Origin of the sequence: Amycolatopsis sp. NPDC004079 (assembly GCF_040610415.1) — a bacterium.
Taxonomy (GTDB): Bacteria; Actinomycetota; Actinomycetes; order Mycobacteriales; family Pseudonocardiaceae; genus Amycolatopsis; species Amycolatopsis halotolerans.
This window is the reverse complement of the sequence record NZ_JBEXMH010000001.1, coordinates 207,452-230,221: the sequence shown is the minus strand read 5'-3', so window position 1 is coordinate 230,221 and position 22,770 is coordinate 207,452. Positions and strand designations below refer to the sequence as shown.

Sequence of the window (22,770 nt, the reverse complement as noted above, 5' to 3'; positions counted from 1 at the left end):
GTGGCCGCGAAACGCGGGACCGCCCGGCTGCCCCGGGAGGTCTACGAGGCGGAACTCGCCCGCCTCCAGATCGAATTGGTGAAGCTGCAGGAATGGGTGCGCCACGAAGGAGCCCGGCTCGTCGTGGTGTTCGAGGGACGCGACGCCGCGGGCAAGGGCAGCGCGATCAAACGCTTCACCGAGCACCTCAACCCCCGCGTCGTGCGGATCGCCGCACTGCCCCGGCCGACCGACCGGGAGGCCACGCAGTGGTACTTCCAGCGGTACGTCGCGCAGTTGCCCGCGGCGGGAGAGATCGTGCTGTTCGACCGCAGCTGGTACAACCGCGCGGGCGTCGAGCGGGTGCTCGGGTTCTGCACTCCCGAGCAGTACCAGCGATTCCTGCGCCACTGCCCGATCTTCGAGCGGCTGCTGGTCGAGGACGGCCTGCTGCTGCGCAAGTACTGGTTCTCGGTGAGCCGGGACGAGCAGGAACGGCGGTTCCGCGCTCGGATCGAGGATCCGCTCCGCCGCTGGAAACTGTCCACAGTGGACCTCGAATCGGTCCCGAGATGGGACGACTACTCGCGTGCCAAGGACGACATGTTCGTGCACACCGACACGCCGGAATCGCCGTGGTACGTAGTGGACGGCGACGAGAAGCGGCGCGGCAGGCTGAACATGATCGCGCACCTGCTCGCCAGCGTCCCGTACCGGGAAATCCCGCCGCCCGCGGTGGCGCTGCCGCCCCGTTCGCGCGGCTCCGGCTACGCGCGGACCGACCGGCGCTTGCTGCGCGAGGTGCCCGACCACGCGGCGACCCTGGGCAAACAGCATTCCGCTTTCGTCCCCGGCGGAAGGGACTTCGGGCTCTGACCCGTGCCGCGGGCGGCGGGCGACAGTGGAATGGGCCGCCGGGACCGGCGGCGGAACGGGAGGAAAGCGGTGACCGCGAACAAGCCCGACGGCGTGGTGCTCGTCGGGATCGACGAATCGGAGACGTCGCTGACTCCGGTCCGCTGGGCGGCCGAGGAAGCGAGGCGGCGCGATTGCCGGCTGGAGCTGTTCCACGCCGGGATCGGCGAAAACCTCGACGTTCCCGCGAAGGTCGCGGAGCGGAAGGCGCACGAGCTGTTCGGTCGTGCGCACCGGTGGCTGAGCCGGGCCGCGCAGGTGGCCGAGGACGCGGCGCCGGGAGTACGGACCCAGCTCGTCGCCCGCGTCGGGTTCGCGGCCGATCTGCTCATCGAGCTCTCCCGGTCGGTGTCGCTGATCGTGGTGGGTTCGCACGGGCTCGGCGGGCTGCGCGGAGCGGCGATCGGTTCGGTCGCCCTGCGGGTGGCGGCGAGCGCGTCCTGCCCGGTGGTCGTCGTGCGCGGGCGCGCGGTGCCCGAGGGCGCGGTCGTGGTCGGAGCGGACGGCGACGAGTCCGTTCTGGAATTCGCCTTCGACGCGGCGGCGGGCAGGCAGGTCCCGCTCGTCGCGGTGCACGCCTGGCACGCGGCGCTGTTCGACGAGCACGGACGGGCCGACGCGGAGGAGCGCGCCGTACGCGAGCAGGTCGCGGTGTGGGCGCGGAAGTATCCGTCGGTCGAGGTCAGTGCGCTGGCGGCGCGGGAGCGTTCGGCCGCGCGGGCGTTGACGGCGGTCGAGGGAGCGCAGCTGATCGTGATCGGCAGCCGCGGTCGCGGGCCGGTCGCGGGCGGGTTGCTCGGGTCCACCGGGAACCGGCTGCTCGCGCACTCGGCCTGCCCGGTCGCGGTGGTGCACTGAGCCGCCGGTCCACTGAGGAACGAGGAGAAAGCCGTGCGAGCACGGGACATCATGACCCGGCCGGTGGTCCGGGTCGGGCCGGGGACGCCGGTCCGCGAAGCGATCGCGCTGCTGACCGAGCACGGTGTCGCGGCGCTGCCGGTGGTCGACGAGGGCAACCGGGTCGTCGGCATCTTCACTGAGGCCGACGCGCTGGCCGGAGTGCTGACCGGCGAGCCGGTCGCGCCGGAGCTGCGAGTGGACGCCGTCATGAGCAAGTCGGTCGACACCGTCGACCTCGACGCCGACGGGAGCGATATCGCGGCGCGGATGCTCGTCGACCGGCTGCGCAGCGTGCCCGTGGTCGACGAGGGCGGGCTGGCCGGAATCGTCAGCCGCCGCGACCTGCTGGCCCCGCTGGTCCGTCGCGACGACGCGATCGCGTCCCGGTTGCGCGCGCTGCTGAGCGACTACGGCGGGCACCGGGACCGGTGGGACGTGTCCGTCATCGGGGGAACGGTGACCGTTCGCGGCGCATTCGCCGACGAAGCCGAGCGCCGTCTCGTCACCGCTCTCGCCCGAACCGTCGAAGGCGTGCTCACGGTCGAGCTTTCCGCACCGCGGTGAGCGGCACGGCATCAGGACAGAGGAGGAGAAATGCGTGCACAGCCCGGCGATTGGCTGGTGGTGAAGGGCGTCCGGCTGGATCTGCCGGAGCAGCGCGGCCGGATCGTCGCGACCGGAAAGCCGGACGGCAGCCCGCCGTTCACGGTGCGCTGGCTCGCCGACGACCGGGTCACGACGGTGTTCCCCGGGTCGGACGCGATCGTGCTCACCGAGGCCGAGGTGTCCGAACAGGACCGGAACGAACGCAACCGGTTCGACCGGCTGCGCGCGCTGCGGCGGGGCAGGAGGGGAGCGCGCGATGTCCGGACCTGACGAAAGCGTCGTGCTGGCCGGGATCGACGGTTCGGTGTCGGCGCGCAACGCGGCCGTCTGGGCGGCCGAGGAAGCGGGCCGCCAGGGCGCGACGCTGCGGCTGGTGCAGGCCTGCTTGATTCCCTCGCCGGGCATCACCGGGCCGTTCGCGGCCGGAGCGCGCGCCGGATTCCAGGGACAGGCGGAGGAATGGCTCGACGAGGCCGAAGCCGCGATCCGCGAGCGGTGGCCCGCCGCGCGGATCGAGCGGGTCGTCGCCGAGGGGAACCCCGTGGCCGTGTTGCTGGCGGAGAGCCGCGACGCTGAGCTGGCCGTGCTGGGTTCGCGCGGGCTGGGCGGGTTCACCGGCCTGCTGGTCGGGTCGACCGCAGTCGCGCTCGCCGCGCACGCCCCCTGTCCGGTCGTGGTCGTGCGCGGGCGGATGCCGGACGACGTCCCGCCCGCGACCGGACCGGTCGTCGTCGGGCTCGACGGGGCGGCCGACAGCGAGGACGCGCTCAGGTTCGCCTGTGCCGAAGCGGTTGCGCGGAAAACGTCGCTCACGGTTGTGCGCACCTGGAACGAACTGAGCCCGGACGGGTCTTTGCGGACCATGGAGATCGTCCCGGACGAGATCGCCGCCGGCGAGCGCTGCCTGATCGAAGGCCAGCTCGCGCTGTGGCGGCAGAAATATCCGGAACTGCGGATCGACGTCGAGATCGTGCGCGGGCGGCCGGTGCGCACCTTGCTGGAGTACGGCGAAGCCGCCCAGCTGGTCGTGGTCGGCAGCCGGGGGCGGGGCGGGTTCGCCGGAATGCTGCTCGGCTCCACCAGCCAAGCCCTGCTCGCGCATTCGACCTGCCCGGTGGCGGTCGTGCGGCCGAGGAGCCTGCCGTGACCACGTCGCGCTGCCGGACCGCGCAGCGGGTGCTCGCGACCTACGAGACAGTTTTCGCGGCCGGTGCGCTGGCCGGCGGCATTTGCCTGATGGTCGGCGCGCCCGGGTTCCGGCTGCCGCTCTCCGCGCTCGTGCGCCTCGGACTGTCCAGCTGGGCGCTGCCCGGGCTGGCGCTCGTGATCGCGATCGGCGGCACGCTCAGCTGGGCCGCGCTCGCGGCGTGGCGCGGCGACCCGGAAGCGCATTGGTTCGGCTACGCCGCGAGCGTCGTGCTCGGCGGCTGGCTCGCGATCCAGTTCGTCGTGCTCGGCTTCCGCGAGCCGGTGCAGTGGGTGACGCTCGCCCTGGCCGTGCTGCTGGTCCTGCTGAGCCGGCTCGCGCAGCGGGCGGTGCCGTCGTGACCCGCGCGGCGCGGCCGGTGACGTACTACGACACGACCGGTCTGCGGTTGCGGCGGCACGGGATGGCGATCAGCCGCGCGGGCAGCGAATGGCACCTCGATCTCGGGGACGGCCGGGGATGCCGCGTCGAGGCTCCCGGAGCGGAGCAGGTGCCGCACGAGCTGTCGCGGCTGGTCCGCGCGTACAGCCGGGACCTGGATCTGGTGCCGATGCCGAGGCGGGCCGTCGCCGGGCCGGGCGCCGACGAGGAGCCCGGCACTGCTCGGCAGGTCGTGCTGGGTTACCTGGAGCGCCAGGTCGAAGCGCTCGCGCGCGCCGATCTCGCGGTGCGGCTGGAAGACCCCGAGGGCGTGCACGACCTGCGGGTCGCCGCCCGGCGGATCCGGGCCACGCTGCGGACTTTCGGGCCGGTGCTCGGCGGGCGGCTCGCCGGGCGATTCGTCCCGGCGTTGCGCTGGCTCGGCGCGAGCGTCGGGCCTGCCCGGGACCTCGAGGTGCAACGCGCCCGCTTCTTCGCCGCGCTGGAAAAGCTCCCGCCCGAAACGGTTTCGGACGAAGTCCGCACCAACGCCGAGCAGGTTTTCGCCGCGCAGGCGGAAGAAGCGGCCGCCGAGTGCGCAGTCGTCCTCGACTCGCCGCGGTACCTGCAACTGCTGAACGCGCTCGACGTGCTCCTGGTCGTGCTTCGCGAGCAAAGCGCCGGCGCACAAGGGAAGCGCGCGCGGCGACCGGCGGCGAAAGTGCTTCCGGGCTTGGTCTGGCGGGTGGTCGCGGAAACCGACTCCCGGGTCAGCGCGGTGGCAGACGGCGCGGGAGCCGTGCACGCGATGCGCAAGAGCGTGAAGCGCCTCCGCTACGCGGTCGAGGCGGCCGCCGCGGCCCTGCCGGTCGATCGGGCCGAGGTGCTGAAGAGCTTGCGGGGCTTGCAGGAACTGCTCGGCGAATACCAGGACGCCGTGGTCGCGCAAAGCAGGCTGCGGGAGCTAGTCGAGTCCGGAGAGGCGACGAGGGCCCACGTTCTGGTCTTGGAAGCCGAGATCCGCTGTGCCGGCGAGTGCGCCGAGCAGCTGCCCGCCGCGTGGCGCAAGACGTACCGGCAGCTGGCCCCGCTGCGGGGCTGAGGACGTTGGTCCTTCCCGCCGGGGACTCCGGACCGGCGTGCCAGTGCGGTTCCGTTGCCTATTTTCGAAGCAGCACAAGGAAAGGACGGACCTGATGCGTGCACGCGACCTGATGTCCGCACCGGTCGAGACGGTGCATCCGCGGACGCCCGCCAAAGAGGCGGCGGAGATCCTGTCCGAGCACGGCTTCACCGCGCTTCCGGTGGTGGACGACGACGACCGGCTGATCGGCATCGTCACCGAGGCGGACCTGATCCGCGGCCGGATCCCGGCGGACACGCGGTCGGAGTACCGGCACCCGCACCACCCGGGCGCGATCGACACGTCGGTCGGCGCGGTGATGACCTCGCCCGTGACCGCGATGTCGTCCGGCACCGACGTCGCCGACCTCTGCCAGGCACTGGTGGACGCGCGGATCCGGGCGATGCCGATCGTCGACGGGAGCCGGGTGATCGGCATCGTGACGCGCGGCGACATCGTGCGCGTGCTCGCCAGGGAAGACCACGCGATCGCCGCGGACGTGCGGCACCGGCTCGAGATTTACGGCGGGACCCGCCGCTGGAAAGTCGAGGTGCACGACGGGATCGTGCGGATCGTCGACCTTTTCGACGACGAAACCGATCGCCACGTCGCGACGCTGCTGGCACTGGCGGTGCCCGGCGTGGTCGCAGCGGACACCGTGTCCGCGGAACAGGAGGTGGGAAGATGACTGACCGGACTCGCACGGTGCTCGTCGGAGTCGACGGTTCGGAGGGGTCGGCGGACGCGGTCCGCTGGGCCGCGCGGCTCGCCGCGGGACGCGACCTCGAACTGGAGCTGGTGCATTGCCTGCAGCTGGCCGGGCTCGTGTACGGGGGCGGTCTCGCCGGGAGCGAGGTGCTTTTCGAAGGCGTCCAGCAGGCCGGCGAGCGCATCGCGGCCGAGGCGCGGGAGCTGGCGTTGTCGGTGGACGCCTCGCTGGAGGTCCGCAGCGAGGTGTTCACGGACTCGGCGCCGGCCCTGCTGATCGACCGCTCCAAGAAGGCCCGGATGGTCGTGCTCGGCCGCACCGGGACCGGCGGTTTCACCGGCATGCTGGTGGGCGCCACGACCGCGGCGGTGGTGAGCCACGCCGGCTGCCCGGTGGCGGTGGTTCGCGGGAGGCACGGTGACGGCCCGGTTCCGCAGGACGGACCGGTGGTCGTCGGCGTCGACGGCAGCCCGAACAGCGAGGCGGCGATCGAGGCGGCGTTCGAGGAGGCCAGTTTCCGGCGGGCGCCGCTGGTAGCGGTGCACGCCTGGGTCGACGTGGTCTACGACTCGACCGACAGCACGGCTCGGCTCATGCCGCAGTGGGAAACCCTGCAGCCGACCGAAGAACGGCTCTTGGCGCAGCGGCTCGCGGGCTGGCAGGAGAAGCACCCCGACGTCGAGGTGCGGCGAAAGCTGGTCCGCGACCGGCCGCGGCACGTGCTGCTCGACGAGTCCGACCGGGCGCAACTGCTCGTCGTCGGCAGCCGCGGGCGGGGCGGGTTCGCCGGGATGCTGCTCGGGTCGACCAGCCAGGCGCTGGTCCACCACTCGTCCTGCCCGGTGCTCGTGGTGCGGGAGTCGAGGAGGTGACCCCAGGGAAGCCGACCGCCCGGTGACGGGGAATCTGGCCGGGCGGGTCGGACCCGGAACCGACGCCGACTGCGCCCGGCACGTTCTGATCCAGCGCTGACGCGCTGAGCCACGCACGGCGCCGGAGGGCTTCGAGTGCGTCCTTTCCGTACCCAGCGCCGGGCAGGGCCCGGGGACTGCTTGGGAAATCTTCACGTGCTGGTTCAGGCCTTCAGATTCCCGTCGTGCGCAGAAGCGAGCCGCCTATTTCCGTGTCCTCGGCGCGGGTTCTTCGCCGACTCCAGGTCTGACTGGTGCCAGGGCAAAGATTCTTGGCGATTCCGCAGGCCTCCGCGCTGCACGACGAACGCGACCGGATCGCGGCCGGGATGCAGCGCGAGATCCTGCGGCGGCTGTACTCGACCGGGCTTTCGCTGCAGACCACGGCTGGGCTCGCGAAGTCGCCGGTCGTGGCCGCACGCTTGCGAGAGACGATCGCTGAGCTGGACGGAATCATCGCCCAGGCGCAGAGCACGGTCTTCCGTGCGGAGGAGGCGCTGCCGCAGTCGCCGGAGCCGATCCGCGACCAGGTGCTGCGGGCGGTGGCCGAAGCCGGTGCCGCGCTGGGGTTCGCGGTGTCGACCCGGATGACCGGGAAACTCGACGAGGTTCCGTCCGACGCGGTGATGCCCCTTCCTTGACGAGGCGCTGCGGCTGGTCGTCCGGCACGCGTCGGCCGGGGCGGTGGAGGTCGAGATCCGGACGGAACCGGACCACACGACGGTCACGGTCCGCTGCGAGGCGGCCGGGGATCTCGCGCTGTCCGCCGCGGACGAGCTGGCCGCGCTGGCGGAACAGGCGAGCCGCCGGGGCGGGAAGCTGACCGTCGCCGGGGGCTCCCGGCTGCGCTGGCCGGTCCCGGTGGCCGCGGGATTTTCGTCGGCGGATTGAGGACTTTCGGCACCGCCGGGCCGGGCATTCCGGTCGTACGCTTGACTTCTGGCCGTGCGGCTGTGCCGGAGCTGGGAGAAGCGCACATGGTGCGGGTATTCTTGGTGGACGATCACGAGGTGGTCCGACGCGGAGTCGCCGACCTGCTGGAAGAGGACGACGGGATCACTGTCGTGGGCCACGCGGCGAACGTTTCGCAGGCGCTGGCGCGGATTCCGGCGCTGCGGCCGGACGTCGCGGTACTGGACGTGCGGTTGCCCGACGGCAACGGCATCGAACTCGCCCGTGAATTGCGGTCCCGCTTTCCCGAACTGAAGTGCTTGATGCTCACCTCCTACACCGACGAGCAGGCGATGCTCGACGCCGTCATAGCGGGGGCGAGCGGCTTCGTGATCAAGGACATCAAGGGGTTGAACCTGATCTCCGCGGTCCTGGACGTCGGCGCGGGAAAGTCGCTGCTGGACGCGCACGCGGCGGCCACGTTGATGGCGAAACTGCGCGACAGCGCGGAAAAACAGCGGGGCCCGTTGTCCCAGCTGTCCGAACAGGAACGCACGCTGCTGGGGTTGCTCGGCGAGGGTTTGACGAACCGGCAGATCTCCGAACGGATGTTCCTGGCGGAGAAGACGGTGAAGAACTACGTGTCGCGGCTGTTGACGAAGCTGGGCATGGAGCGGCGCACGCAGGCGGCGGTGCTGGCGACGGAACTGCGAAGCCAGCGGCAATAGGCCGTTGCGGTCAGGCGCTGAGAGAGGGCGGGTCGAGCAGAACGTCCTCCAATGCCCGGCGAGGGGTCCAGGCGACCGGCGTGCCGTAGCCGAGCCGGAGCACGATCTGCGGCCAGAGCCCGCCGCCGAGCAGATCCCGCAGCCGGGTGCGGATCGCGGGCACCTCGACCGGCTGGGAGATGAACGAGGCGTCGATCCCGAGAGCGGTGGCGGTGAGCAGCACCCGTTGCATCGCCTGTCCGGCGCGGAGCCGGTCGAGGGGCTGATCGCCGAACGTCCCGATCACGACGACGAGCGGCGCGGCGCCCGGCGCGCGGGCGCCGCCGAAATCGCGCAGGACCCAGGCATCGTCCGCGGCGGTTTCACCGCCGGCGGCGAAGGGCACGCCGTCGCGGTTGGCCTGGCCGCGTCCGGTCCAGCGTCGCCATTCGGCGACGAACGCGGGGTCGTTCGCCTGGAGGCGGTGGCTTTCGCCGACCAGTTCCTTGAGCCCGTCGAGTTGTTCTGCGTCGAGCCGCGGCATCCAGGCGTGTTCTATCTCGGCCGCGTGCCGCAGGGACCCGACCGCCTCGGCGGGCACCGGGCTGGCGGCGAACGGCGTGCGGTTGGTGTGCCGGCGGGGGATGGCCTTGGCGAGGGAAGCGATCCGGCGGTCGATCGTGGCCGGGGACCGCGGCCGCACGAGGGCGAGCAGGTCGGGGTCGCCGCGGCGGGGCAGCAGGGTGGCAGCGGGCTGGAACCCGGTCGCGTGGATCGCGGTACGCAGGTTGAACAGCGCGGCCCCGCAGGAGAGCAAGAGTTCGCGCCGGTCCGGGTCCGCCACGGGCAGCGTGCGGTCGGCGTCCGCGTACAGTTCGATGCCCGCCGCTCCGTTGCTGAACAGCCAGGGCTGGGTGTTGTGCGTGGACGGGGCGAGCGTGGCCGAGCGCAGCACCGAGGTCACCTGATCGGCGCTGAGCTGACCCGCGGACGCCACCCGGAGAGTCATCGTTCGTCCGCGGGAACCGGGGCGGGAACCAGCCGCCGTGCCGCTTCCGGCGTGATGACCACCACCGGACACCGCGAATACCGCACGCATTCCTCGGAAACGCTGCCCAGCGGCAGTTTCAGCGCGGGCCCGGCCCCGTGCGCTCCGACCACCAGCAGATCGGCGTCCGCGGAGGCGGTGACCAGTTCCGTCGCCGGATCGCCGTGCGGACTGGCGACCGACACGTCCGGAGCGTCCGGGAATTCCCGCTGGGTGCTCGCGATGTGTTCGTGCGCCGGGGAATTCCCGCCAGGGCGGCGGCCGTGCGGGTGGAACGTGAGCGACGTTCCGGGAAGCAGCGCCTCCACCGGGCGCACCACGACAGCGTGCACGCGGTCGCCCGGTCGCGCGGCGACCCGCAGCGCCCAGCGCAGGGCTGCGTCGCCGTGCGGTGAGCCGTCGACGCCGACGACGATGAACCGGCCGGGAGAGTTCATGTTCCTGCCCCTTTCACTGGGATACGGCTGATCGTGCGGCAGGGAACGCACGGCGGGACAGGGCCGGAGGTCATCGCTGTGCACGGGGACGTCTGCACTGGTCGCGATGACTTTCGGCCCCAGCAGCACGCGCTGTGGGCCGTCAGCATGAACGTTCTGGCACACCGGATGCCAGCTCCTGGAGTGATCATGAAAACCTCGGCGACCGCGGAACTTGCCCCCGTCGAAACGGCGGCGCTTGTCCGGGCGGTCAGCAGGGCCCCGTCGGTGCACAACAGTCAGCCCTGGCGGCTGCGGGTCCGCGGAGCGGACGTCGATCTCGTCGAATGCGTCGACGTCGCGCTGCCCTGGCACGATCCCGAAGGCCGGGATCGCCTGCTCTCGTGCGGAGCCGCGCTCGCGAACCTCCAGCTCGCCGCGCGAGCGCTCTGCCGCGAAATCGCTACATCCTTCCCCCTGTCCGGCGAGGTGACCGCGACTGTCCACACGAGACCCGGCGGCGCTCCGGCGGCCGAGGACTTGGCGCGTTGCCGCGCGATCGGCCGCCGCCGGAGCTATCGCCGCGATTTCGCACCGGGACGAGTGCGCGACGAGGTCCTTGTCGAACTGCTTGGCGCGGCCGGAGAGCCCGCGGTGCATGCGCTGGCACCGGCGAAGGTCGACGTGCTCGCGCAGATGCTCGGCTTCGCGACGCGGGTGTTCCGCTCCGACGCGGCTTACCAGCGCGAATTGGACATCTGGACCGCGCACACCTTCGGCCGCTACGCGCTGGGCGCGGTCGACGGGGTGCCGGAAGCGGCGTTCGGCGACGGACCGCTGCCCGCCGCGGGCCTCGTCCGCCGGACGACTCCGGTCCCCGACGACCTCCGGCTGGCCGAACAGCTCGCGGCGGAAACCCTCGTGCTGTTCTGCACTGCCGACGACACGAGACGGGCACACCTCGCCGTGGGCGCCGCGCTCGAGCGAGTGTGGCTGGAGGCAACCGTGCACGGCCTGGCCGGATCCGTCCTCACCCAGCCGCTGCACCTGACCGGCTTCCGGGAACACCTCGCGGAGCGGCTCGGCCTTCCCGGGCTGCCGCAGGCGGTCTTTCGGTGCGGGCGCCCGGTTTCGGCGGCCCCGGCGTCGCCTCGGCTGCCGCTGGGCGACCTGCTCTTTCCCGACGGTTCCAGCCGCCCCGAATGAACGCCTGCGATTGGTCCCTCGAATTCGGGACAGGCTCCGGTACTTCGCGGGGCCCCCGGAAGCGACGCTCGGTTCAGTGCCCACTCACGCGGAGACTGCCATGAACGTTCCCCTGCCCCTTGCCGTCGACCAAGCGCTCGCCGCCGCGGTGCGCGCTCCGTCCCCGCAGAACACCCAGCCGTGGCGGTTCGTCGTCGACGGGCCTCGGATCGAGGTGTGGCTGGACCGCGACCGCGTCCTGCCGGTCGCCGACCCGGCCGGGCGCGAGGCTCGGCTGTCCTGCGGCGCGGCGGTGTGCAACCTGGTGCTCACCTTGCGGGTCAACGGCGTGCGCAGCCGCGTGCGGATCGCCCCGGAGGCGGCTGACCGCGATCTGCTGGCGGCGGTTTCGATCGAGGGGAACACCCGTCCGTCCACTGTGGACCTTCGGCTCGCCGGAGCGATCTTCCGGCGGCACACCAACCGGCGTCCGCTGTCCGACCGGCCAGTGCCGGTGTCCGCGCGGTCGCTGCTGCGCTCGGCCGCACTGGGCGAGGGCGGCCAGCTCGAGTTCCTGGACGCTTCGGGCCGCTACGCGCAGGTATCCGCGCTCATCCGGCGGGCGGAAACCGAACAGGCCACAGACGCGGAATTCCGGGCAGAGGCCGCGAAGTGGACGGGCCGCGAACTGGACTGCCCGGACGGCGTGCCCACCGCCGCGTTCGGGCCGCCCGCCGACCTGCCGGGAGCGGTGTCGCTCCGCGCGTCGCACGCGAATCAGTCGATTCCGCCGCGGCCGTTCGAGCAGGATCCGGTGCTGGCCGCGGTGCTGACCCGGGACCAGGGCATGGCCGCCGACGTCCGCGGCGGGATGATCATGGAACGCGTCCTGCTGACCGCGACCGCCGAGGGGCTGGCGACGTCGTTCCTGTCCCAGCCGTTCGAGGCACGGTCGACGCGGGCGCAGCTGCTGGAGGCGTTCCGCGGGCTCGGGCAGGTGCACACACTGCTGCGCGTCGGGTACGGCCTGCCGACGCGGATGACCGCGCGACGTCCCGCCGCGGAAGTGACGACGGTGCGGAGCGCGCCGGAAGTCCCAGTGCTGTGACCAACCCGCTCAGGATCGGCCCCGCAAGGAAGCAGAAGCCCGCTAGTCGTCCGTGAGGGGAACCCTGAGGTACTCAGAGTCCCTCAGGGTTCCCCTCACGGACGTTCGCAGCGCCGGACCGCACCGGAAGCCTGGCGCCGCAACCGATCCGCTGAGGGCGCCCGGCGCCGGAATCCAGCCGTGGCCGCTCCGCTCAGGACGCCCCAGCCGCAGGAAGCACCCGGAGCACGTCCTGGAACGTGACCATGCCGACGAGCACGCCGTCGTCCAGCACCGGGAGCGAGCGGATCCCGGCTTCGGTCATGCGGCGGGCCAGTTCGCCGCACTCCAGATCGGCCGCCGCGCCCAGGCCCGGGGTGCGCATGACCGCCCCGGCGGTGCGGCGCCCGACGATCATCGCGCCGGCGTCCGGGTCCACGTCGCCGGGAATCGCCGCCCGGATCACGTCCTCCTCGGTCAGCAGCCCCAGCAGCCGCCCCCGGGTGTCGACGACCGGCAGGGCGGTGAATCCGTGCCGGGCCATCAGCCTGCCCGCCTCGGGCAGGGGCGCCGAGGAGGTCACCGCGATCACCGGCGTGGTCATGATGTCGCGCGCGTGCATGGGAGTCTCCGTTCGTCTCGGCCCGGTTCGACGCTCCACCCCGGGACCCCCGTGCGCCAAGGGGCTTAGGTCCCCGCCGCAGTGCCCTCCGAAGCAGGCCCGGCGGCCCGCGCTTCCGGGCGGAATTCCTCTTCGGACGGGGTGGGATTCCGGCGATTCTGGTGGCAGAACGGCGAAGCCTCACGGAAGGTGCGGGAGATGATGAAGTCGGCTGACCGCGTCGTGCGGTGGTGGCACATGCTCGTTCCCGGGCGCGGTTCGGTGGCCCGGCCCTCGGACCGGTTCCAGTCCGGTCTTCTCCTCGCGGCGGTTCTCGTCGCGCTGGCCGCTGTCCCGTTCTCGGCGGCCGTCGGATCCGAGCTTTACGGGACGCAGAAACCCGTTTCGGCCGAGCAGGTGGCGCAGCGCAGCCCGGCTACCGCGGTCCTGCTGGCCGACGGCCCGCCGACCACGGTGAGCGGACGCAGTGGCGTCGTCGCGAACTCGGCCCCGACCGAAGCGGTCTGGCAGGCTCCGGACGGCTCGCGCCGCGTCGGCAAGATCGCCGCGGACGAGGGCGCACGGCGCGGCGACCAGCTCTCGATCTGGGTGGACCGAGCGGGAAATCCGGTGCCGCCGCCGCTGACCGCCGCGGCCGTGCTGGTCGACGCGGTGTGCGCGGCAGTGGGGCTGTGGGTGTCGGTGTGCTTGCTGCTGGCCGCGGTGTGCGGCGGCACGGCGTTCGCGCTGAATCGGCACCGGCTGGCCGAATGGCAGCGCGAATGGGATGCCGAGCAGGAGAAGCGCACCCATCCGTGAGGCGGCCGGTCAGCAGATCCGCGGGAGCTGTTCGCCGATGAGCAGGTCGACGACGCGGGTCGAGCCGACGAGGGTGCGGGCGACGACGGGAGCGGGTCCTCCGCCGGGACGGAGGACGCCGATCGCCCGTGCGTCGCGTCCGGCCGGGTGGCCGTGCATCGCGGCGAGCACCGCGTCAGCGGCGTGCGGGGCGACGAAGGCCACGAGACAGCCTTCGTTCGCGACGTGCAAGGGATCGAGCCCGAGCAGTTCGCACGCCGAAGCGACCGGGACGGGCACGGGGACGTCCGCTTCGGAGATCTCGACGGTGACCTCGGAGGCTTCGGCGAGTTCGTTGAGCGCGGAGGCGAGACCGCCCCGGGTCGGGTCGCGCAGCGCGTGCACGTCCGGTCCGCCCGCGGCGATCATGGCGGCGACGAGCCGGTGCAGCGGCCGGCTGTCAGAGCGGATGTCCGAGTCGAACTGGAGTCCCTCGCGGACGCTGAGGATCGCGGTGCCGTGCGCACCGATCGGCCCGGACAGCAGCACGACGTCACCCGGCTTCCCGCCGGACGCGGTGGGCGCGGCGCCGGGAAGCAGTTCGCCGATTCCCGTGGTCGTGAGGTAACAGCCGTCGGCGCTGCCATGGCTGACCACCTTGGTGTCGCCGGTGACCACGCGGATTCCGCAGCCGCTCGCGGCCGCTGCGACCGAAGCGGTGATCGCGCGCAGTTCGGCCAGCGGCAGGCCCTCTTCGAGGATGTACGCGAGAGTGAGCGCGATCGGGCGGGCACCGCGCATCGCGAGGTCGTTGACCGTGCCGTGCACGGCGAGCGAGCCGATGTCGCCGCCCGGGAAAAACCGGGGCGTGACCACGAAACCGTCCGTGCTGACCACGAGATTCGAGCCGACCAGCGCGGCGTCTTCGAGCGGTCCGGGTTCGCCGAGTTCGCAGGTGATCGCGGCGGCCAGCAGGTCGGCTGACATCCGTCCGCCGGAGCCGTGGCCGAGCAGGACGCGTTCGGTCTCGGCGGCGGGCGCGGGGCACGAAAGCCGTTCCGGGTCGATAGTCGTCATCGCGGACCCTCCACAGTGGACCGGCGCCGTCCGGCGTGGTGGAACGCCGCGCACGTGCCCTCCGCGGAGACCATCGGCGCGCCGAGCGGGGCGAGCGGGGTGCAGCGGGTGCCGTAGGCGGAGCAGTCGGTGGGCACGGCGGTGCCGCGAAGGATCTGGCCGGCGATGCAGTCGGGGTGTGCGACGGCGTGGGTTTCGCCACCGGGAAAGCGTTCCTCGGCGTCGTAGGCGGCGTAAGCGGGGGCGAGTGCCAGCCCGCTCGCCGGAATCGGGCCGATCCCGCGCCAGGTTCGTTCGGTCACCCGGAAAACCCGCCGGACGGCGTCCTGGGCGGCGGTGTTGCCGTCGCGGCGGACCGCGCGCGAGTATTGGTTTTCGACGGTCGCACGGCCGGTTTCGAGCTGCCGCACCGCGAGCACGATGCCTTCGAGCAGATCGAGCGGCTCGAATCCGGTCACCACGACCGGCACGCCGTACTTCGCGGCGATCGGTTCGTATTCCGTCCAGCCCATGACCGCGCACACGTGTCCGGCGGCGAGGAAAGCCTGCACCTGGTTGTCCGGCGCGTCGAGGACCGCGGTGATCGCGGGCGGCACCAGGACGTGGCTGACCAGCACGGAAAAATTGGCCACGCCGGTGGCGGCGGCGTGCAGGACGGCCATCGCGTTGGCCGGTGCGGTGGTCTCGAATCCGACGGCGAAGAACACCACCTCCCGGCCCGGGTTCTCCCGTGCGATCGCCACGGCGTCGAGCGGGGTGTACACCACCCGCACGTCGCCGCCCCTGGCCTTGACGCCGAGCAGATCCCCGGCCGTGCCGGGCACCCGCAGCATGTCGCCGTAGCTGGTGAAGATCACGTCCGGGAGCCCGGCGAGAGCGACGGCTTTGTCGACGGTCGCCAGCGGGGTCACGCAGACCGGGCAGCCGGGTCCGTGGATCATCCGCATCCCGGCCGGCAGCAGTTCGTCGATGCCCTGGCGGACGAGGGTGTGCGTCTGCCCGCCGCACACCTCCATGATCGCCCACGGCTTGGTGGCGGTCGCCCGCAGTTCGGCCAGCAGGCGGCGGGCCAGCACCGGGTCGCGGTATTCGTCGAGGTATTTCACCGGGCGGCCTCCGGGCCGAGTTCGCTTTCCAGCGCGTCGGGGATGGCGCGCAGCACCGCGAGGGTCTTGGCGGCCTCCGCCTCGTCGACGCGGCTGATCGCGAACCCGACGTGCACGATCACGTAGTCGCCGACACCGGCGTCCGGGGCGTAGGCCAGGCACACCGGCCGGCGCACGCCGTCGAAGTCGACCGTGCCCATGCGCAGCGCCGGGCCGTCGGCCACCTCGACGATCCGGCCGGGAATCCCGAGGCACATCGGACTCACCTCTCGTTCATCCGGGCGCAGGCGACCGCCGCCTGGCCGTAGCTGATGCCGCCGTCGTTCATCGGGACGCGCTCGCCGGCGAGCGCTCGCAGCCCCGCCCGGGCGAGGCCGTCGAGGACCCGAGCGGTCAGCAGGCTGTTCTGGAACACCCCGCCGCCGAGACAGACGATGTCGGTGCCCCATGCGGCTGCGGCCTTCGAGGCCATGGCGACGACGACCTCTGCCACCGTGCGATGGAACCGGGCGGCAACCTCGCCGACCGGTGAGTCCGATGTGGACCGCAAGGCGTCGCACAAGGTCGGCACGGGGTCGTAGACCCAGAGGCCGTCCTGCTCGTGCAGCTCCCAATCCAGCGCGGCACGGGCGTCGTGGCCGGCCGCGGCCGCTTCGAGCCGGACGGCGGCTTCGCCTTCGTAGCTGGTGTCGTCGCAGAGACCGAGGAACGCGCTCATCGCGTCGAAAAGCCGGCCGGCGCTGGAAGCGCGAGGGCAGTTGAAGGTGCGCGCCACCGCGGTCCGGACGACCGACCGCTCCTGATCGTCCACTCGGGACAGAAGGCCGGCGGCGAGGTGTTCCGGGATCGGCGAACCGAACGATTCGGCTCCGTAGAGGTAGCCCAAGGCCATCCGGGCCGGGCGGCGCACGGCGGCGGCCCCGCCGGGCATCGGCGCGGTCGCGAACCGGCCGAACCGGCTGAAGTCCCGGTGCCGGGCAAGGAGGATTTCGCCGCCCCAGAACGTGCCGTCGGTGCCGAGCCCGAGCCCGTCCAGCGCGACCCCGACGAACGGCTCGGTCACGCCGTGCTCGGCGGCGGTCGCGGCGACGTGCGCGTGGTGGTGCTGCACCGGGATCCTGCGGGTTTCGGGCCAGCGGCGGGCGTATTGCGTGGACAGGTAGCCCGGGTGCAGGTCGTGCGCGCACCAGTCCGGTGCGGTTTGGTGCCAGCGGAGCAGATCCCCGGCGGTGCGCTTGAACGCGGTGAACGTCTCGGCGTTCTCCAGATCGCCGGTGTGCGGCCCGAGATGGGCCAGCTCGTCGCGGGCCAGCGTGCAGGTGTGCTTCAGCTGGGCGCCGAGCGCGAGCACCGGTTCCGGCGCGGGGAACGGGAGGGGCAGTGCGGCCGGGGCATAACCGCGCGCCCGGCGGACGAGGCTGATGCGGCCGTGCCTGGTGCGTGCGACGGAATCGTCGTAGCGGGACCAGATCGGCCGGTCATGGCCGAGGATGCCGTCGCAGATCGGGCCGAGCGTCGTGAGCGCGTCGGCGTCGTCCACGACGATCGGGCCGCCGGAGCAGTTGCCGCTTGTCACCACGAGCGGTCGGGAAAGCGCGGCCAGCAAGAGGTGGTGCAGCGGCGTCGTCGCGAGGAACACGCCGATCTCGGCGAGCCCAGGCGCGATCCCTTCGGCGAGCGAAGCGCCGGGGCGGCGGGGGAGCAGCACGATGGGGGCTTCGGCTGACGTCAGCAATTCCGCCGCCGCGGCGTCCACAAAAGACAGAAGGCGGGCTCCGGCGAGGCCTTCGGCGAGGACTGCGAGCGGCTTGGCCGGGCGTGCTTTGCCCTGGCGCAGCCGCTGGATCGCGGATTCGTCGTCCGCGTCGCACACCAGCTGGTAGCCGCCAAGTCCTTTCACCGCGACGATTCCGCCGTCGGCGAGTACCGCGCACGCCGCGGCGAGGGCGTTCTCGCCGCGGGTCGCCGACCACGACAGCCGAGGCCCGCAGTCCGGGCAGGCGATCGGTTCGGCGTGGAAGCGCCGGTCGGCCGGGTCCCGGTACTCGGCCGCGCAAGCCGGGCACAGCGGGAACGAGCGCATCGAGGTGCTGACCCGGTCGTAGGGCAGCCGCCGGAGGATGGTCGCCCGCGGGCCGCACGCGGTGCAGGACAGGAACGGGTAGCGGTGCCTGCGGTCGGCCGGGTCGAACAGTTCGCGGACGCAGTCCGGGCAGGTCGCCAGGTCCGGCGGCACCTCGCCGCCGCGGCCCGCGGTGCTCGGCGCGATGCGGAACCCGGGGGCGAGCCGGTCGCGGGCGGGAAGTCCGGTCACGTCGACCCCGGTGACGCTGGCGTTCGGCGGCGCGCTGGCCGTCAGCCTCGGGAGGAAGTCGCCGATCCGCTTGCCGGCCAAGCGGATCACGACGCAGCCGCCCGCGTTGCGCACGTCGCCGTCGAGTCCCAGTTCGGTGGCCAGCCGGTGGACGAACGGGCGGAATCCGACGCCCTGCACGGTGCCTCGCACGTCGATCCGCACCCGGCCGCCGATCCTGTTGTCCGTCATGCCGCCCCTCCCGCCGCGTGCTCCGGGCGTCACGGTCTCGCGGGGGCCGCCGCGGCGGACAGGGGCAGGAAGCATCCGGCGAAGTGCCTTTGGTCCCTTGACCGGGTTCACCGGTGACCTTCGGCTCTAGGCCGCCTTCGCGCCGTCCCGGTTCAGTGGCGGGGTGGAGGCTGAGCAGGCAACGGCAGGCGGCGCGGCGACGATCGACCTCGCCGGGCTGGACGCGCTCGTGGGCGCTTTGATCGCGGACGGGTACCGGGTGATCGGCCCGACCGTGCGCGACGACGCGATCGTGCTGGCGGAACTGGACTGCGCCGCGCAACTTCCCGCGGGCTGGGGAGTCACGACCGGACCTGGGCAGTATCGGTTGCACCGCCGCGACGACGCTGCCGTATTCGCCCATTCGGCCGGTCCGCAGGCGTGGAAACGCTACCTGCATCCGCCGCACCGCAAGCTTTTCGAAGCCGCGCCGGACGGCCGGTTCACCGCGGACGAGCCCGAGCACGTCCGCTACGCGTTCCTCGGGGTGCGCGGCTGCGATCTGGCCGCGATCGCGATCCTCGACCGCGTGCTCGGCTCGGGAGCGCATCCGGACGGCGCGTACCGGCGGCGCAGGAGCGAACTGTTCCTGATCGCGGTGAATTGCACCGAACCGGGCGGAGTGTGCTTCTGCGCCTCGATGGGCACCGGGCCCGCCGCGGGACCCGGCTACGACCTCGCGCTCACCGAACGTGCGGGCGAGCGCGAGCACCGCTTCGTGATCGAATCCGGCAGCCCGGCGGGCGAGCGGCTGCTGGACCGGATCCGCACGCGTCCGGCGTCGCCGTCCGAAGCCGGCGAGGCCCGGGCGGAGGTGGCCGCGGCGGCGGGCCGGATGGGCCGGGCGATGCCGGACGCCGACCTGCCCACGGCGATCCGGGAAGCCCGGGAATCGCCGCTGTGGGAGGAAGTCGCCGGCCGCTGTCTCACCTGCGCGAACTGCACCATGGTGTGCCCCACGTGCTTCTGCACCACCACCGAGGACCACACCGACCTCTCCGGCGGGCTCGCCGGGCGCAGCCAGCGCTGGGCGTCCTGTTTCGAACTCGACTTCTCCTACGTGCACGGCGGAAGCGTCCGGACCTCCGGGGCGAGCCGGTACCGGCAGTGGTTCAGCCACAAGCTCGGCACCTGGCACGAACAGTTCGGGTCCTCCGGCTGTGTCGGCTGCGGCCGGTGCATCGCCTGGTGCCCGGCCGGGATCGACATCACCGAGGAAGCCGCGAAGCTGACCGGAGCGGGCGGATGACGGCGGAGCCGATGCTTCCGGTGCCGTACCGGGTTTCCGGACGAGTGGTCGAGACCGCGGACTCGGTCACGCTCCGGCTGGAGCCGGTGCACGAGCCAGTCGGCGAGGCGAAGCTCGGCCAGTTCATGATGCTGTACGCCCACGGAGTCGGCGAGGTCGCGATCTCGGTCAGCGGGCCGGGCCCGACGCATACGATCCGCGCGGTCGGCGCGGTCAGCCGGGCGTTGCACGACCTGACGACCGGCTGCGTCGTCGGCGTGCGCGGGCCGTACGGCACCAGCTGGGACGTCGAGGACGCGGCGGGGTGCGACGTCGTGATCGTCGCGGGCGGTGCGGGGCTGTGCCCGTTGCGGCCGGTGCTCGCGGCGGTGCTGGAGGACCGCGACCGCTACCGGCGGCTCGTCGTGGTGGCGGGCGCGCGTGCCCCGGAGGAGTTCCTGTTCCCGCACGAGCTGGATTCCTGGACGCGGCGGCACGACGTCGAGGTGCTGCGCACGGTCGACCGTCCGGCCGCGGGCTGGTCCGGCCCGGTCGGCTTCGTGACCGGGCCGCTCGCGGCGCTGGCCCTCGATCCCTTGGCGACCCGCGCGTTCCTGTGCGGTCCCGAGCCGATGATGCGCGCGTGCGCGGAAGTGCTGAGGAAGAAACGGGTGCCCGCGTCCGCGATCCGGGTCTCGCTCGAACGGGCCATGAAATGCGGGATCGGACTCTGCGGGCACTGCCAGCTCGGGCCGCTGCTGGTCTGCCGGGACGGCCCGGTCGTCGACTACACGGTCGCGGGCCCGCTGCTCGCGGTGAAGGAGCTGTGATGCCCGCCCCGACGCTCGCGGTCTGGAAGTTCGCCTCCTGCGACGGCTGCCAGCTGACCTTGCTCGACTGCGAGGACGAACTTCTCGAACTGGCCGGGCAGGTGCGGATCGCGCATTTCCTCGAAGCCTCCAGCGCCGTGCTGCCCGGTCCGTACGACGTGTCGCTGGTCGAAGGATCCGTGACCACGCCTGGAGATCTGGAGCGGATCCGGCAGGTCCGGGACATCTCGAAGGTCCTCGTGACGGTCGGGGCCTGTGCCACCGCCGGCGGCGTCCAGGCGCTGCGGAACTTCGCCGACGTCGGGGAGTTCGCGTCCGTTGTGTACGCACACCCGCGGTACGTCGAAACCCTGGCGACCTCGACGCCGATCTCGGCGCACGTGCCGGTGGACTACGAGCTGCACGGCTGCCCGATCGACCGCGGGCAACTGCTCGCCACGATCACCGCGCTGCTGGCCGGACGGGAACCGGACTTGCCGGATACCAGCGTCTGCACCGAATGCAAACGCCGCGGGCTCACCTGCCTGCTCGTCGCGGGCGGGACGCCGTGCCTCGGCCCGGTCACCCGGGCCGGCTGCGGCGCGCTGTGCCCGGGCGTCCGGCGCGGCTGCTTCGGCTGTTTCGGTCCGATGGCGAAGCCGAACACGCCGGTGCTCATTCCGCTGCTGCGTTCGCGGGGGATGAGCGAGGACGACGTGGACCGCGTGTTCAGCACCTTCACCGTCGCGGAGACGCGACGCGAACCGGGGGAGAAATGAGTCATCGCAGCAGACAGCTTCACGTCAGCTCGCTCGCCCGCGTCGAGGGCGAGGGCGCGCTGCGGGTGCGGATCGCCGACGGCCGGGTGGAGCGCGCGGAGCTGAACATCTACGAGCCGCCGCGGTTTTTCGAGGCGTTCCTGCGCGGTCGCGCGCACACCGAACCGCCGGACATCACCGCCCGGATCTGCGGCATCTGCCCGGTGGCGTACCAGACCAGCGCGTGCAACGCGATCGAGGACGCCTGCGGGGTCACGCTCGACCAGCCGCTCGCCGAAATGCGCAGGCTGCTCTACTGCGGCGAGTGGATCTCCAGCCACACCCTGCACATCTACCTCCTGCACGCCCCGGATTTCCTCGGGCTGCCGGACGCGATCGCCCTCGCGGACGCCGACCGGGGCGTCGTCGAGCGGGGCCTGGCGCTGAAGAAGGCCGGGAACACGCTGATGGAGACCGTCGGCGGGCGGGCGATCCATCCGGTGAACGTCCGGGTCGGCGGGTTCTACTCGCTGCCGACGCGAGCCGAATCGCGGCCGCTGGCCGAAAGGCTGCGGCGGGCGCTCGACGACGCGATCGCCACCGTGCGGTGGGCGGCCGGCTTCGAGTTCCCCGACGTCGAACTCGACCACGATCTGCTCGCCGCGGCGGAGCCGGGAAGGTACGCGATCGCCGGCGGGGAGCTGCGGACCGCGTCCGGGCTGGCGTTCCCTCCGGCCGAATTCTCCGCGCACGTAGTGGAAAAGCAGGTCCCGCACTCCACCGCGCTGCACGCGGAACTCGACGGGCATTGCTACCTGACCGGCCCGCTCGCCCGCTACACGCTGAACTCGGACCGGCTTTCCGAGACCGCCCGGCAGGTCGCCGCCGAAGCCGGGCTGGGCCCGGTGTGCCGAAACCCGTTCCGCAGCATTCTCGTACGCGGGGTGGAGGTCGTGTACGCGATCGAGGAAGCGCTGCGGATCCTGGACAGCTACGAACGACCGCCACGCGCGCACGTCGAAGTGCCGCCGCGCGCAGGCATCGGCCACGGCATCAGCGAAGCGCCAAGAGGCACGCTGTACCACCGTTACGAACTCGACGCGGCGGGCCTTGTCCAGACGGCGGACATCGTCCCGCCGACCTCGCAGAACCAGGCCGCGATCGAAGCCGACCTGCGGCACGTGCTCGGCGAACGCCTCGACTCCGACGACGCCGCCCTGACCGCACTGGCCGAACGCACGATCCGGAACTACGACCCGTGCATCTCCTGCTCGGCGCACTTCCTCGAGTTCTCCAGGGAGGAACGGTGAACCGGGCGGTCGTGATCGGAGTCGGCAACGAGTACCGGCGCGACGACGGGGTGGCGCTGGCGGTGCTCGCCGCGCTCGAGGAGGACCCGATTCCGGGCGTCCCGCTCATGCTGTGCGACGGGGAGCCCACCGGCTTGCTCGCCGCCTGGTCCGAGGCCGACACCGCGGTCGTGGTCGACGCGGTGCTCTGCGAACCCAGCACGCCCGGCCGGATCTGGAATTCCACTGTGGACCGATGGCCGCACACCGTGACCGCGGGCGGTTCGCACGCGCTCGGCATCCCGGACGCGGTGCGGCTCGGCGCGGCGCTCGGCCGGATGCCCGGGCGGCTGGTCGTCTACGCGGTCGAGGCGGCGGACCTGGGGCTGGGCACCGGGCTGACGGCCGCGGTCCGCGCCGCCGTTCCCGTGGTGGTGCGGACCGTGCGGCGCCTGCTGAGCGAACCGCGGAACTGA

27 protein-coding genes are annotated in these 22,770 nt (G+C 72.3%); 20 read left to right on the top strand and 7 right to left on the bottom strand.

The window, feature by feature from the left end:
- The 12 genes from ppk2 to ABZX37_RS01135 all read left to right on the top strand — a co-directional run bounded on the left by ppk2 (position 1) and on the right by ABZX37_RS01135 (position 8,329).
- On the top strand, positions 1-855 hold the full coding sequence (ppk2, locus tag ABZX37_RS01190) for a polyphosphate kinase 2 (protein ID WP_354734947.1): 855 nt from the start codon (positions 1-3) through the stop codon (positions 853-855).
- A gap of 69 nt (positions 856-924) precedes the next feature.
- Entirely contained in the window at positions 925-1,752 is an 828-nt protein-coding gene (locus ABZX37_RS01185) for a universal stress protein (RefSeq protein WP_354734946.1), read from the top strand.
- Between the two features lie 33 nt (positions 1,753-1,785).
- Positions 1,786-2,358 carry a CBS domain-containing protein gene (locus ABZX37_RS01180; RefSeq protein WP_354734945.1) on the top strand — a complete coding sequence of 191 codons (573 nt, stop codon included), beginning with the start codon at positions 1,786-1,788 and terminating at the stop codon, positions 2,356-2,358.
- Positions 2,359-2,388: 30 nt separating this feature from the next.
- Entirely contained in the window at positions 2,389-2,670 is a 282-nt protein-coding gene (locus ABZX37_RS01175) for a DUF1918 domain-containing protein (protein WP_354734944.1), read from the top strand.
- Positions 2,657-3,547, top strand: coding sequence for a universal stress protein (locus tag ABZX37_RS01170; protein WP_354734943.1), 891 nt, complete (start codon positions 2,657-2,659; stop codon positions 3,545-3,547). The genes ABZX37_RS01175 and ABZX37_RS01170 overlap by 14 nt, the downstream gene beginning before the upstream one ends.
- Positions 3,544-3,948 carry a hypothetical protein gene (locus ABZX37_RS01165; protein WP_354734942.1) on the top strand — a complete coding sequence of 135 codons (405 nt, stop codon included), beginning with the start codon at positions 3,544-3,546 and terminating at the stop codon, positions 3,946-3,948. Before ABZX37_RS01170 ends, ABZX37_RS01165 begins: the two co-directional genes overlap by 4 nt.
- Entirely contained in the window at positions 3,945-5,069 is a 1,125-nt protein-coding gene (locus ABZX37_RS01160) for a CHAD domain-containing protein (protein ID WP_354734941.1), read from the top strand. Before ABZX37_RS01165 ends, ABZX37_RS01160 begins: the two co-directional genes overlap by 4 nt.
- Before the next feature lie 94 nt (positions 5,070-5,163).
- On the top strand, positions 5,164-5,778 hold the full coding sequence (locus ABZX37_RS01155; protein WP_354734940.1) for a CBS domain-containing protein: 615 nt from the start codon (positions 5,164-5,166) through the stop codon (positions 5,776-5,778).
- Positions 5,775-6,671: a universal stress protein gene (locus ABZX37_RS01150; RefSeq protein ID WP_354734939.1), complete on the top strand. Its 897-nt coding sequence runs from the start codon at positions 5,775-5,777 to the stop codon at positions 6,669-6,671. Before ABZX37_RS01155 ends, ABZX37_RS01150 begins: the two co-directional genes overlap by 4 nt.
- Before the next feature lie 293 nt (positions 6,672-6,964).
- Positions 6,965-7,351, top strand: a complete 387-nt coding sequence (locus ABZX37_RS01145) for a hypothetical protein (RefSeq protein ID WP_354734938.1) — start codon at positions 6,965-6,967, stop codon at positions 7,349-7,351.
- A 43-nt stretch (positions 7,352-7,394) separates the two neighbouring features.
- The gene (locus tag ABZX37_RS01140; RefSeq protein WP_354734937.1) at positions 7,395-7,601 is read left to right on the top strand and encodes a hypothetical protein; all 207 of its coding nucleotides are present in this window, start codon (positions 7,395-7,397) and stop codon (positions 7,599-7,601) included.
- Positions 7,602-7,687: 86 nt separating this feature from the next.
- Entirely contained in the window at positions 7,688-8,329 is a 642-nt protein-coding gene (locus ABZX37_RS01135; protein WP_354734936.1) for a response regulator transcription factor, read from the top strand.
- 10 nt (positions 8,330-8,339) lie between these two features.
- On the opposite strand, the gene ABZX37_RS01130 is transcribed toward ABZX37_RS01135, so the two are convergent.
- Together ABZX37_RS01130 and ABZX37_RS01125 are read right to left on the bottom strand one after the other, a co-directional pair.
- Complete coding sequence (locus ABZX37_RS01130) at positions 8,340-9,317, bottom strand: nitroreductase family protein (RefSeq protein ID WP_354734935.1); 978 nt, start codon at positions 9,315-9,317, stop codon at positions 8,340-8,342.
- Positions 9,314-9,793 carry a universal stress protein gene (locus ABZX37_RS01125; protein ID WP_354734934.1) on the bottom strand — a complete coding sequence of 160 codons (480 nt, stop codon included), beginning with the start codon at positions 9,791-9,793 and terminating at the stop codon, positions 9,314-9,316. Before ABZX37_RS01125 ends, ABZX37_RS01130 begins: the two co-directional genes overlap by 4 nt.
- Positions 9,794-9,982: 189 nt before the next feature.
- Here ABZX37_RS01125 and ABZX37_RS01120 point away from each other — a divergent pair, with 189 nt between their 5' ends.
- Both ABZX37_RS01120 and ABZX37_RS01115 read left to right on the top strand, forming a co-directional pair.
- Positions 9,983-10,978 (top strand): nitroreductase family protein, encoded by a 996-nt coding sequence (locus ABZX37_RS01120; protein ID WP_354734933.1) that lies wholly within the window; start codon positions 9,983-9,985, stop codon positions 10,976-10,978.
- 100 nt (positions 10,979-11,078) lie between these two features.
- Positions 11,079-12,065: a hypothetical protein gene (locus ABZX37_RS01115; protein WP_354734932.1), complete on the top strand. Its 987-nt coding sequence runs from the start codon at positions 11,079-11,081 to the stop codon at positions 12,063-12,065.
- A gap of 193 nt (positions 12,066-12,258) precedes the next feature.
- On the opposite strand, the gene ABZX37_RS01110 is transcribed toward ABZX37_RS01115, so the two are convergent.
- Positions 12,259-12,666 carry a CBS domain-containing protein gene (locus ABZX37_RS01110; protein ID WP_354734931.1) on the bottom strand — a complete coding sequence of 136 codons (408 nt, stop codon included), beginning with the start codon at positions 12,664-12,666 and terminating at the stop codon, positions 12,259-12,261.
- Positions 12,667-12,864: 198 nt separating this feature from the next.
- Here ABZX37_RS01110 and ABZX37_RS01105 point away from each other — a divergent pair, with 198 nt between their 5' ends.
- Entirely contained in the window at positions 12,865-13,464 is a 600-nt protein-coding gene (locus ABZX37_RS01105; RefSeq protein ID WP_354734930.1) for a hypothetical protein, read from the top strand.
- Positions 13,465-13,473: 9 nt separating this feature from the next.
- Here the strand turns inward: ABZX37_RS01105 and hypE are convergent, their stop codons facing one another.
- From hypE to hypF, 4 genes are read right to left on the bottom strand one after another with little or no spacing between them, the layout of a single operon-like run.
- A complete protein-coding gene (gene hypE / locus ABZX37_RS01100; RefSeq protein WP_354734929.1) occupies positions 13,474-14,520 on the bottom strand; it encodes a hydrogenase expression/formation protein HypE in 1,047 nt (348 codons plus the stop codon).
- Positions 14,517-15,626 (bottom strand): hydrogenase formation protein HypD, encoded by a 1,110-nt coding sequence (hypD, locus tag ABZX37_RS01095; protein ID WP_354734928.1) that lies wholly within the window; start codon positions 15,624-15,626, stop codon positions 14,517-14,519. Before hypD ends, hypE begins: the two co-directional genes overlap by 4 nt.
- Positions 15,623-15,883: a HypC/HybG/HupF family hydrogenase formation chaperone gene (locus tag ABZX37_RS01090; protein ID WP_354734927.1), complete on the bottom strand. Its 261-nt coding sequence runs from the start codon at positions 15,881-15,883 to the stop codon at positions 15,623-15,625. Before ABZX37_RS01090 ends, hypD begins: the two co-directional genes overlap by 4 nt.
- A 5-nt stretch (positions 15,884-15,888) precedes the next feature.
- Positions 15,889-18,171 carry a carbamoyltransferase HypF gene (gene hypF, locus ABZX37_RS01085; protein ID WP_354734926.1) on the bottom strand — a complete coding sequence of 761 codons (2,283 nt, stop codon included), beginning with the start codon at positions 18,169-18,171 and terminating at the stop codon, positions 15,889-15,891.
- A gap of 163 nt (positions 18,172-18,334) precedes the next feature.
- On the opposite strand from hypF, the gene ABZX37_RS01080 reads away from it, so the two are divergent.
- Genes ABZX37_RS01080 through ABZX37_RS01060 form a run of 5 tightly spaced genes read left to right on the top strand, consistent with a single transcriptional unit; the run spans position 18,335 to position 22,770 of the window.
- On the top strand, positions 18,335-19,459 hold the full coding sequence (locus ABZX37_RS01080; RefSeq protein ID WP_354734925.1) for a 4Fe-4S dicluster domain-containing protein: 1,125 nt from the start codon (positions 18,335-18,337) through the stop codon (positions 19,457-19,459).
- The gene (locus ABZX37_RS01075; protein WP_354734924.1) at positions 19,456-20,268 is read left to right on the top strand and encodes an FAD/NAD(P)-binding protein; all 813 of its coding nucleotides are present in this window, start codon (positions 19,456-19,458) and stop codon (positions 20,266-20,268) included. The genes ABZX37_RS01080 and ABZX37_RS01075 overlap by 4 nt, the downstream gene beginning before the upstream one ends.
- Complete coding sequence (locus ABZX37_RS01070) at positions 20,268-21,026, top strand: oxidoreductase (protein ID WP_354734923.1); 759 nt, start codon at positions 20,268-20,270, stop codon at positions 21,024-21,026. The genes ABZX37_RS01075 and ABZX37_RS01070 overlap by 1 nt, the downstream gene beginning before the upstream one ends.
- Complete coding sequence (locus ABZX37_RS01065; RefSeq protein WP_354734922.1) at positions 21,023-22,315, top strand: Ni/Fe hydrogenase subunit alpha; 1,293 nt, start codon at positions 21,023-21,025, stop codon at positions 22,313-22,315. The genes ABZX37_RS01070 and ABZX37_RS01065 overlap by 4 nt, the downstream gene beginning before the upstream one ends.
- Positions 22,312-22,770: a hydrogenase maturation protease gene (locus ABZX37_RS01060; protein WP_354734921.1), complete on the top strand. Its 459-nt coding sequence runs from the start codon at positions 22,312-22,314 to the stop codon at positions 22,768-22,770. Before ABZX37_RS01065 ends, ABZX37_RS01060 begins: the two co-directional genes overlap by 4 nt.

Excerpts from the sequence above, each read along its gene's own strand:
- ABZX37_RS01115 (WP_354734932.1), top strand. The coding sequence starts at position 11,079 with ATGAACGTTCCCCTGCCCCTTGCCGTCGACCAAGCGCTCGCCGCCGCG.
- ABZX37_RS01120 (WP_354734933.1), top strand. The coding sequence starts at position 9,983 with ATGAAAACCTCGGCGACCGCGGAACTTGCCCCCGTCGAAACGGCGGCG.
- ABZX37_RS01105 (WP_354734930.1), top strand. The coding sequence starts at position 12,865 with ATGATGAAGTCGGCTGACCGCGTCGTGCGGTGGTGGCACATGCTCGTT.
- ABZX37_RS01125 (WP_354734934.1), bottom strand. The coding sequence starts at position 9,793 with ATGAACTCTCCCGGCCGGTTCATCGTCGTCGGCGTCGACGGCTCACCG.
- hypE (WP_354734929.1), bottom strand. The coding sequence starts at position 14,520 with ATGACGACTATCGACCCGGAACGGCTTTCGTGCCCCGCGCCCGCCGCC.
- ABZX37_RS01065 (WP_354734922.1), top strand. The coding sequence starts at position 21,023 with ATGAGTCATCGCAGCAGACAGCTTCACGTCAGCTCGCTCGCCCGCGTC.
- ABZX37_RS01175 (WP_354734944.1), top strand. The coding sequence starts at position 2,389 with ATGCGTGCACAGCCCGGCGATTGGCTGGTGGTGAAGGGCGTCCGGCTG.
- ABZX37_RS01075 (WP_354734924.1), top strand. The coding sequence starts at position 19,456 with ATGACGGCGGAGCCGATGCTTCCGGTGCCGTACCGGGTTTCCGGACGA.
- ABZX37_RS01110 (WP_354734931.1), bottom strand. The coding sequence starts at position 12,666 with ATGCACGCGCGCGACATCATGACCACGCCGGTGATCGCGGTGACCTCC.
- ABZX37_RS01170 (WP_354734943.1), top strand. The coding sequence starts at position 2,657 with ATGTCCGGACCTGACGAAAGCGTCGTGCTGGCCGGGATCGACGGTTCG.
- ABZX37_RS01150 (WP_354734939.1), top strand. The coding sequence starts at position 5,775 with ATGACTGACCGGACTCGCACGGTGCTCGTCGGAGTCGACGGTTCGGAG.
- ABZX37_RS01070 (WP_354734923.1), top strand. The coding sequence starts at position 20,268 with ATGCCCGCCCCGACGCTCGCGGTCTGGAAGTTCGCCTCCTGCGACGGC.
- ABZX37_RS01090 (WP_354734927.1), bottom strand. The coding sequence starts at position 15,883 with ATGTGCCTCGGGATTCCCGGCCGGATCGTCGAGGTGGCCGACGGCCCG.
- ABZX37_RS01155 (WP_354734940.1), top strand. The coding sequence starts at position 5,164 with ATGCGTGCACGCGACCTGATGTCCGCACCGGTCGAGACGGTGCATCCG.
- ABZX37_RS01135 (WP_354734936.1), top strand. The coding sequence starts at position 7,688 with ATGGTGCGGGTATTCTTGGTGGACGATCACGAGGTGGTCCGACGCGGA.
- hypF (WP_354734926.1), bottom strand. The coding sequence starts at position 18,171 with ATGACGGACAACAGGATCGGCGGCCGGGTGCGGATCGACGTGCGAGGC.
- ABZX37_RS01130 (WP_354734935.1), bottom strand. The coding sequence starts at position 9,317 with ATGACTCTCCGGGTGGCGTCCGCGGGTCAGCTCAGCGCCGATCAGGTG.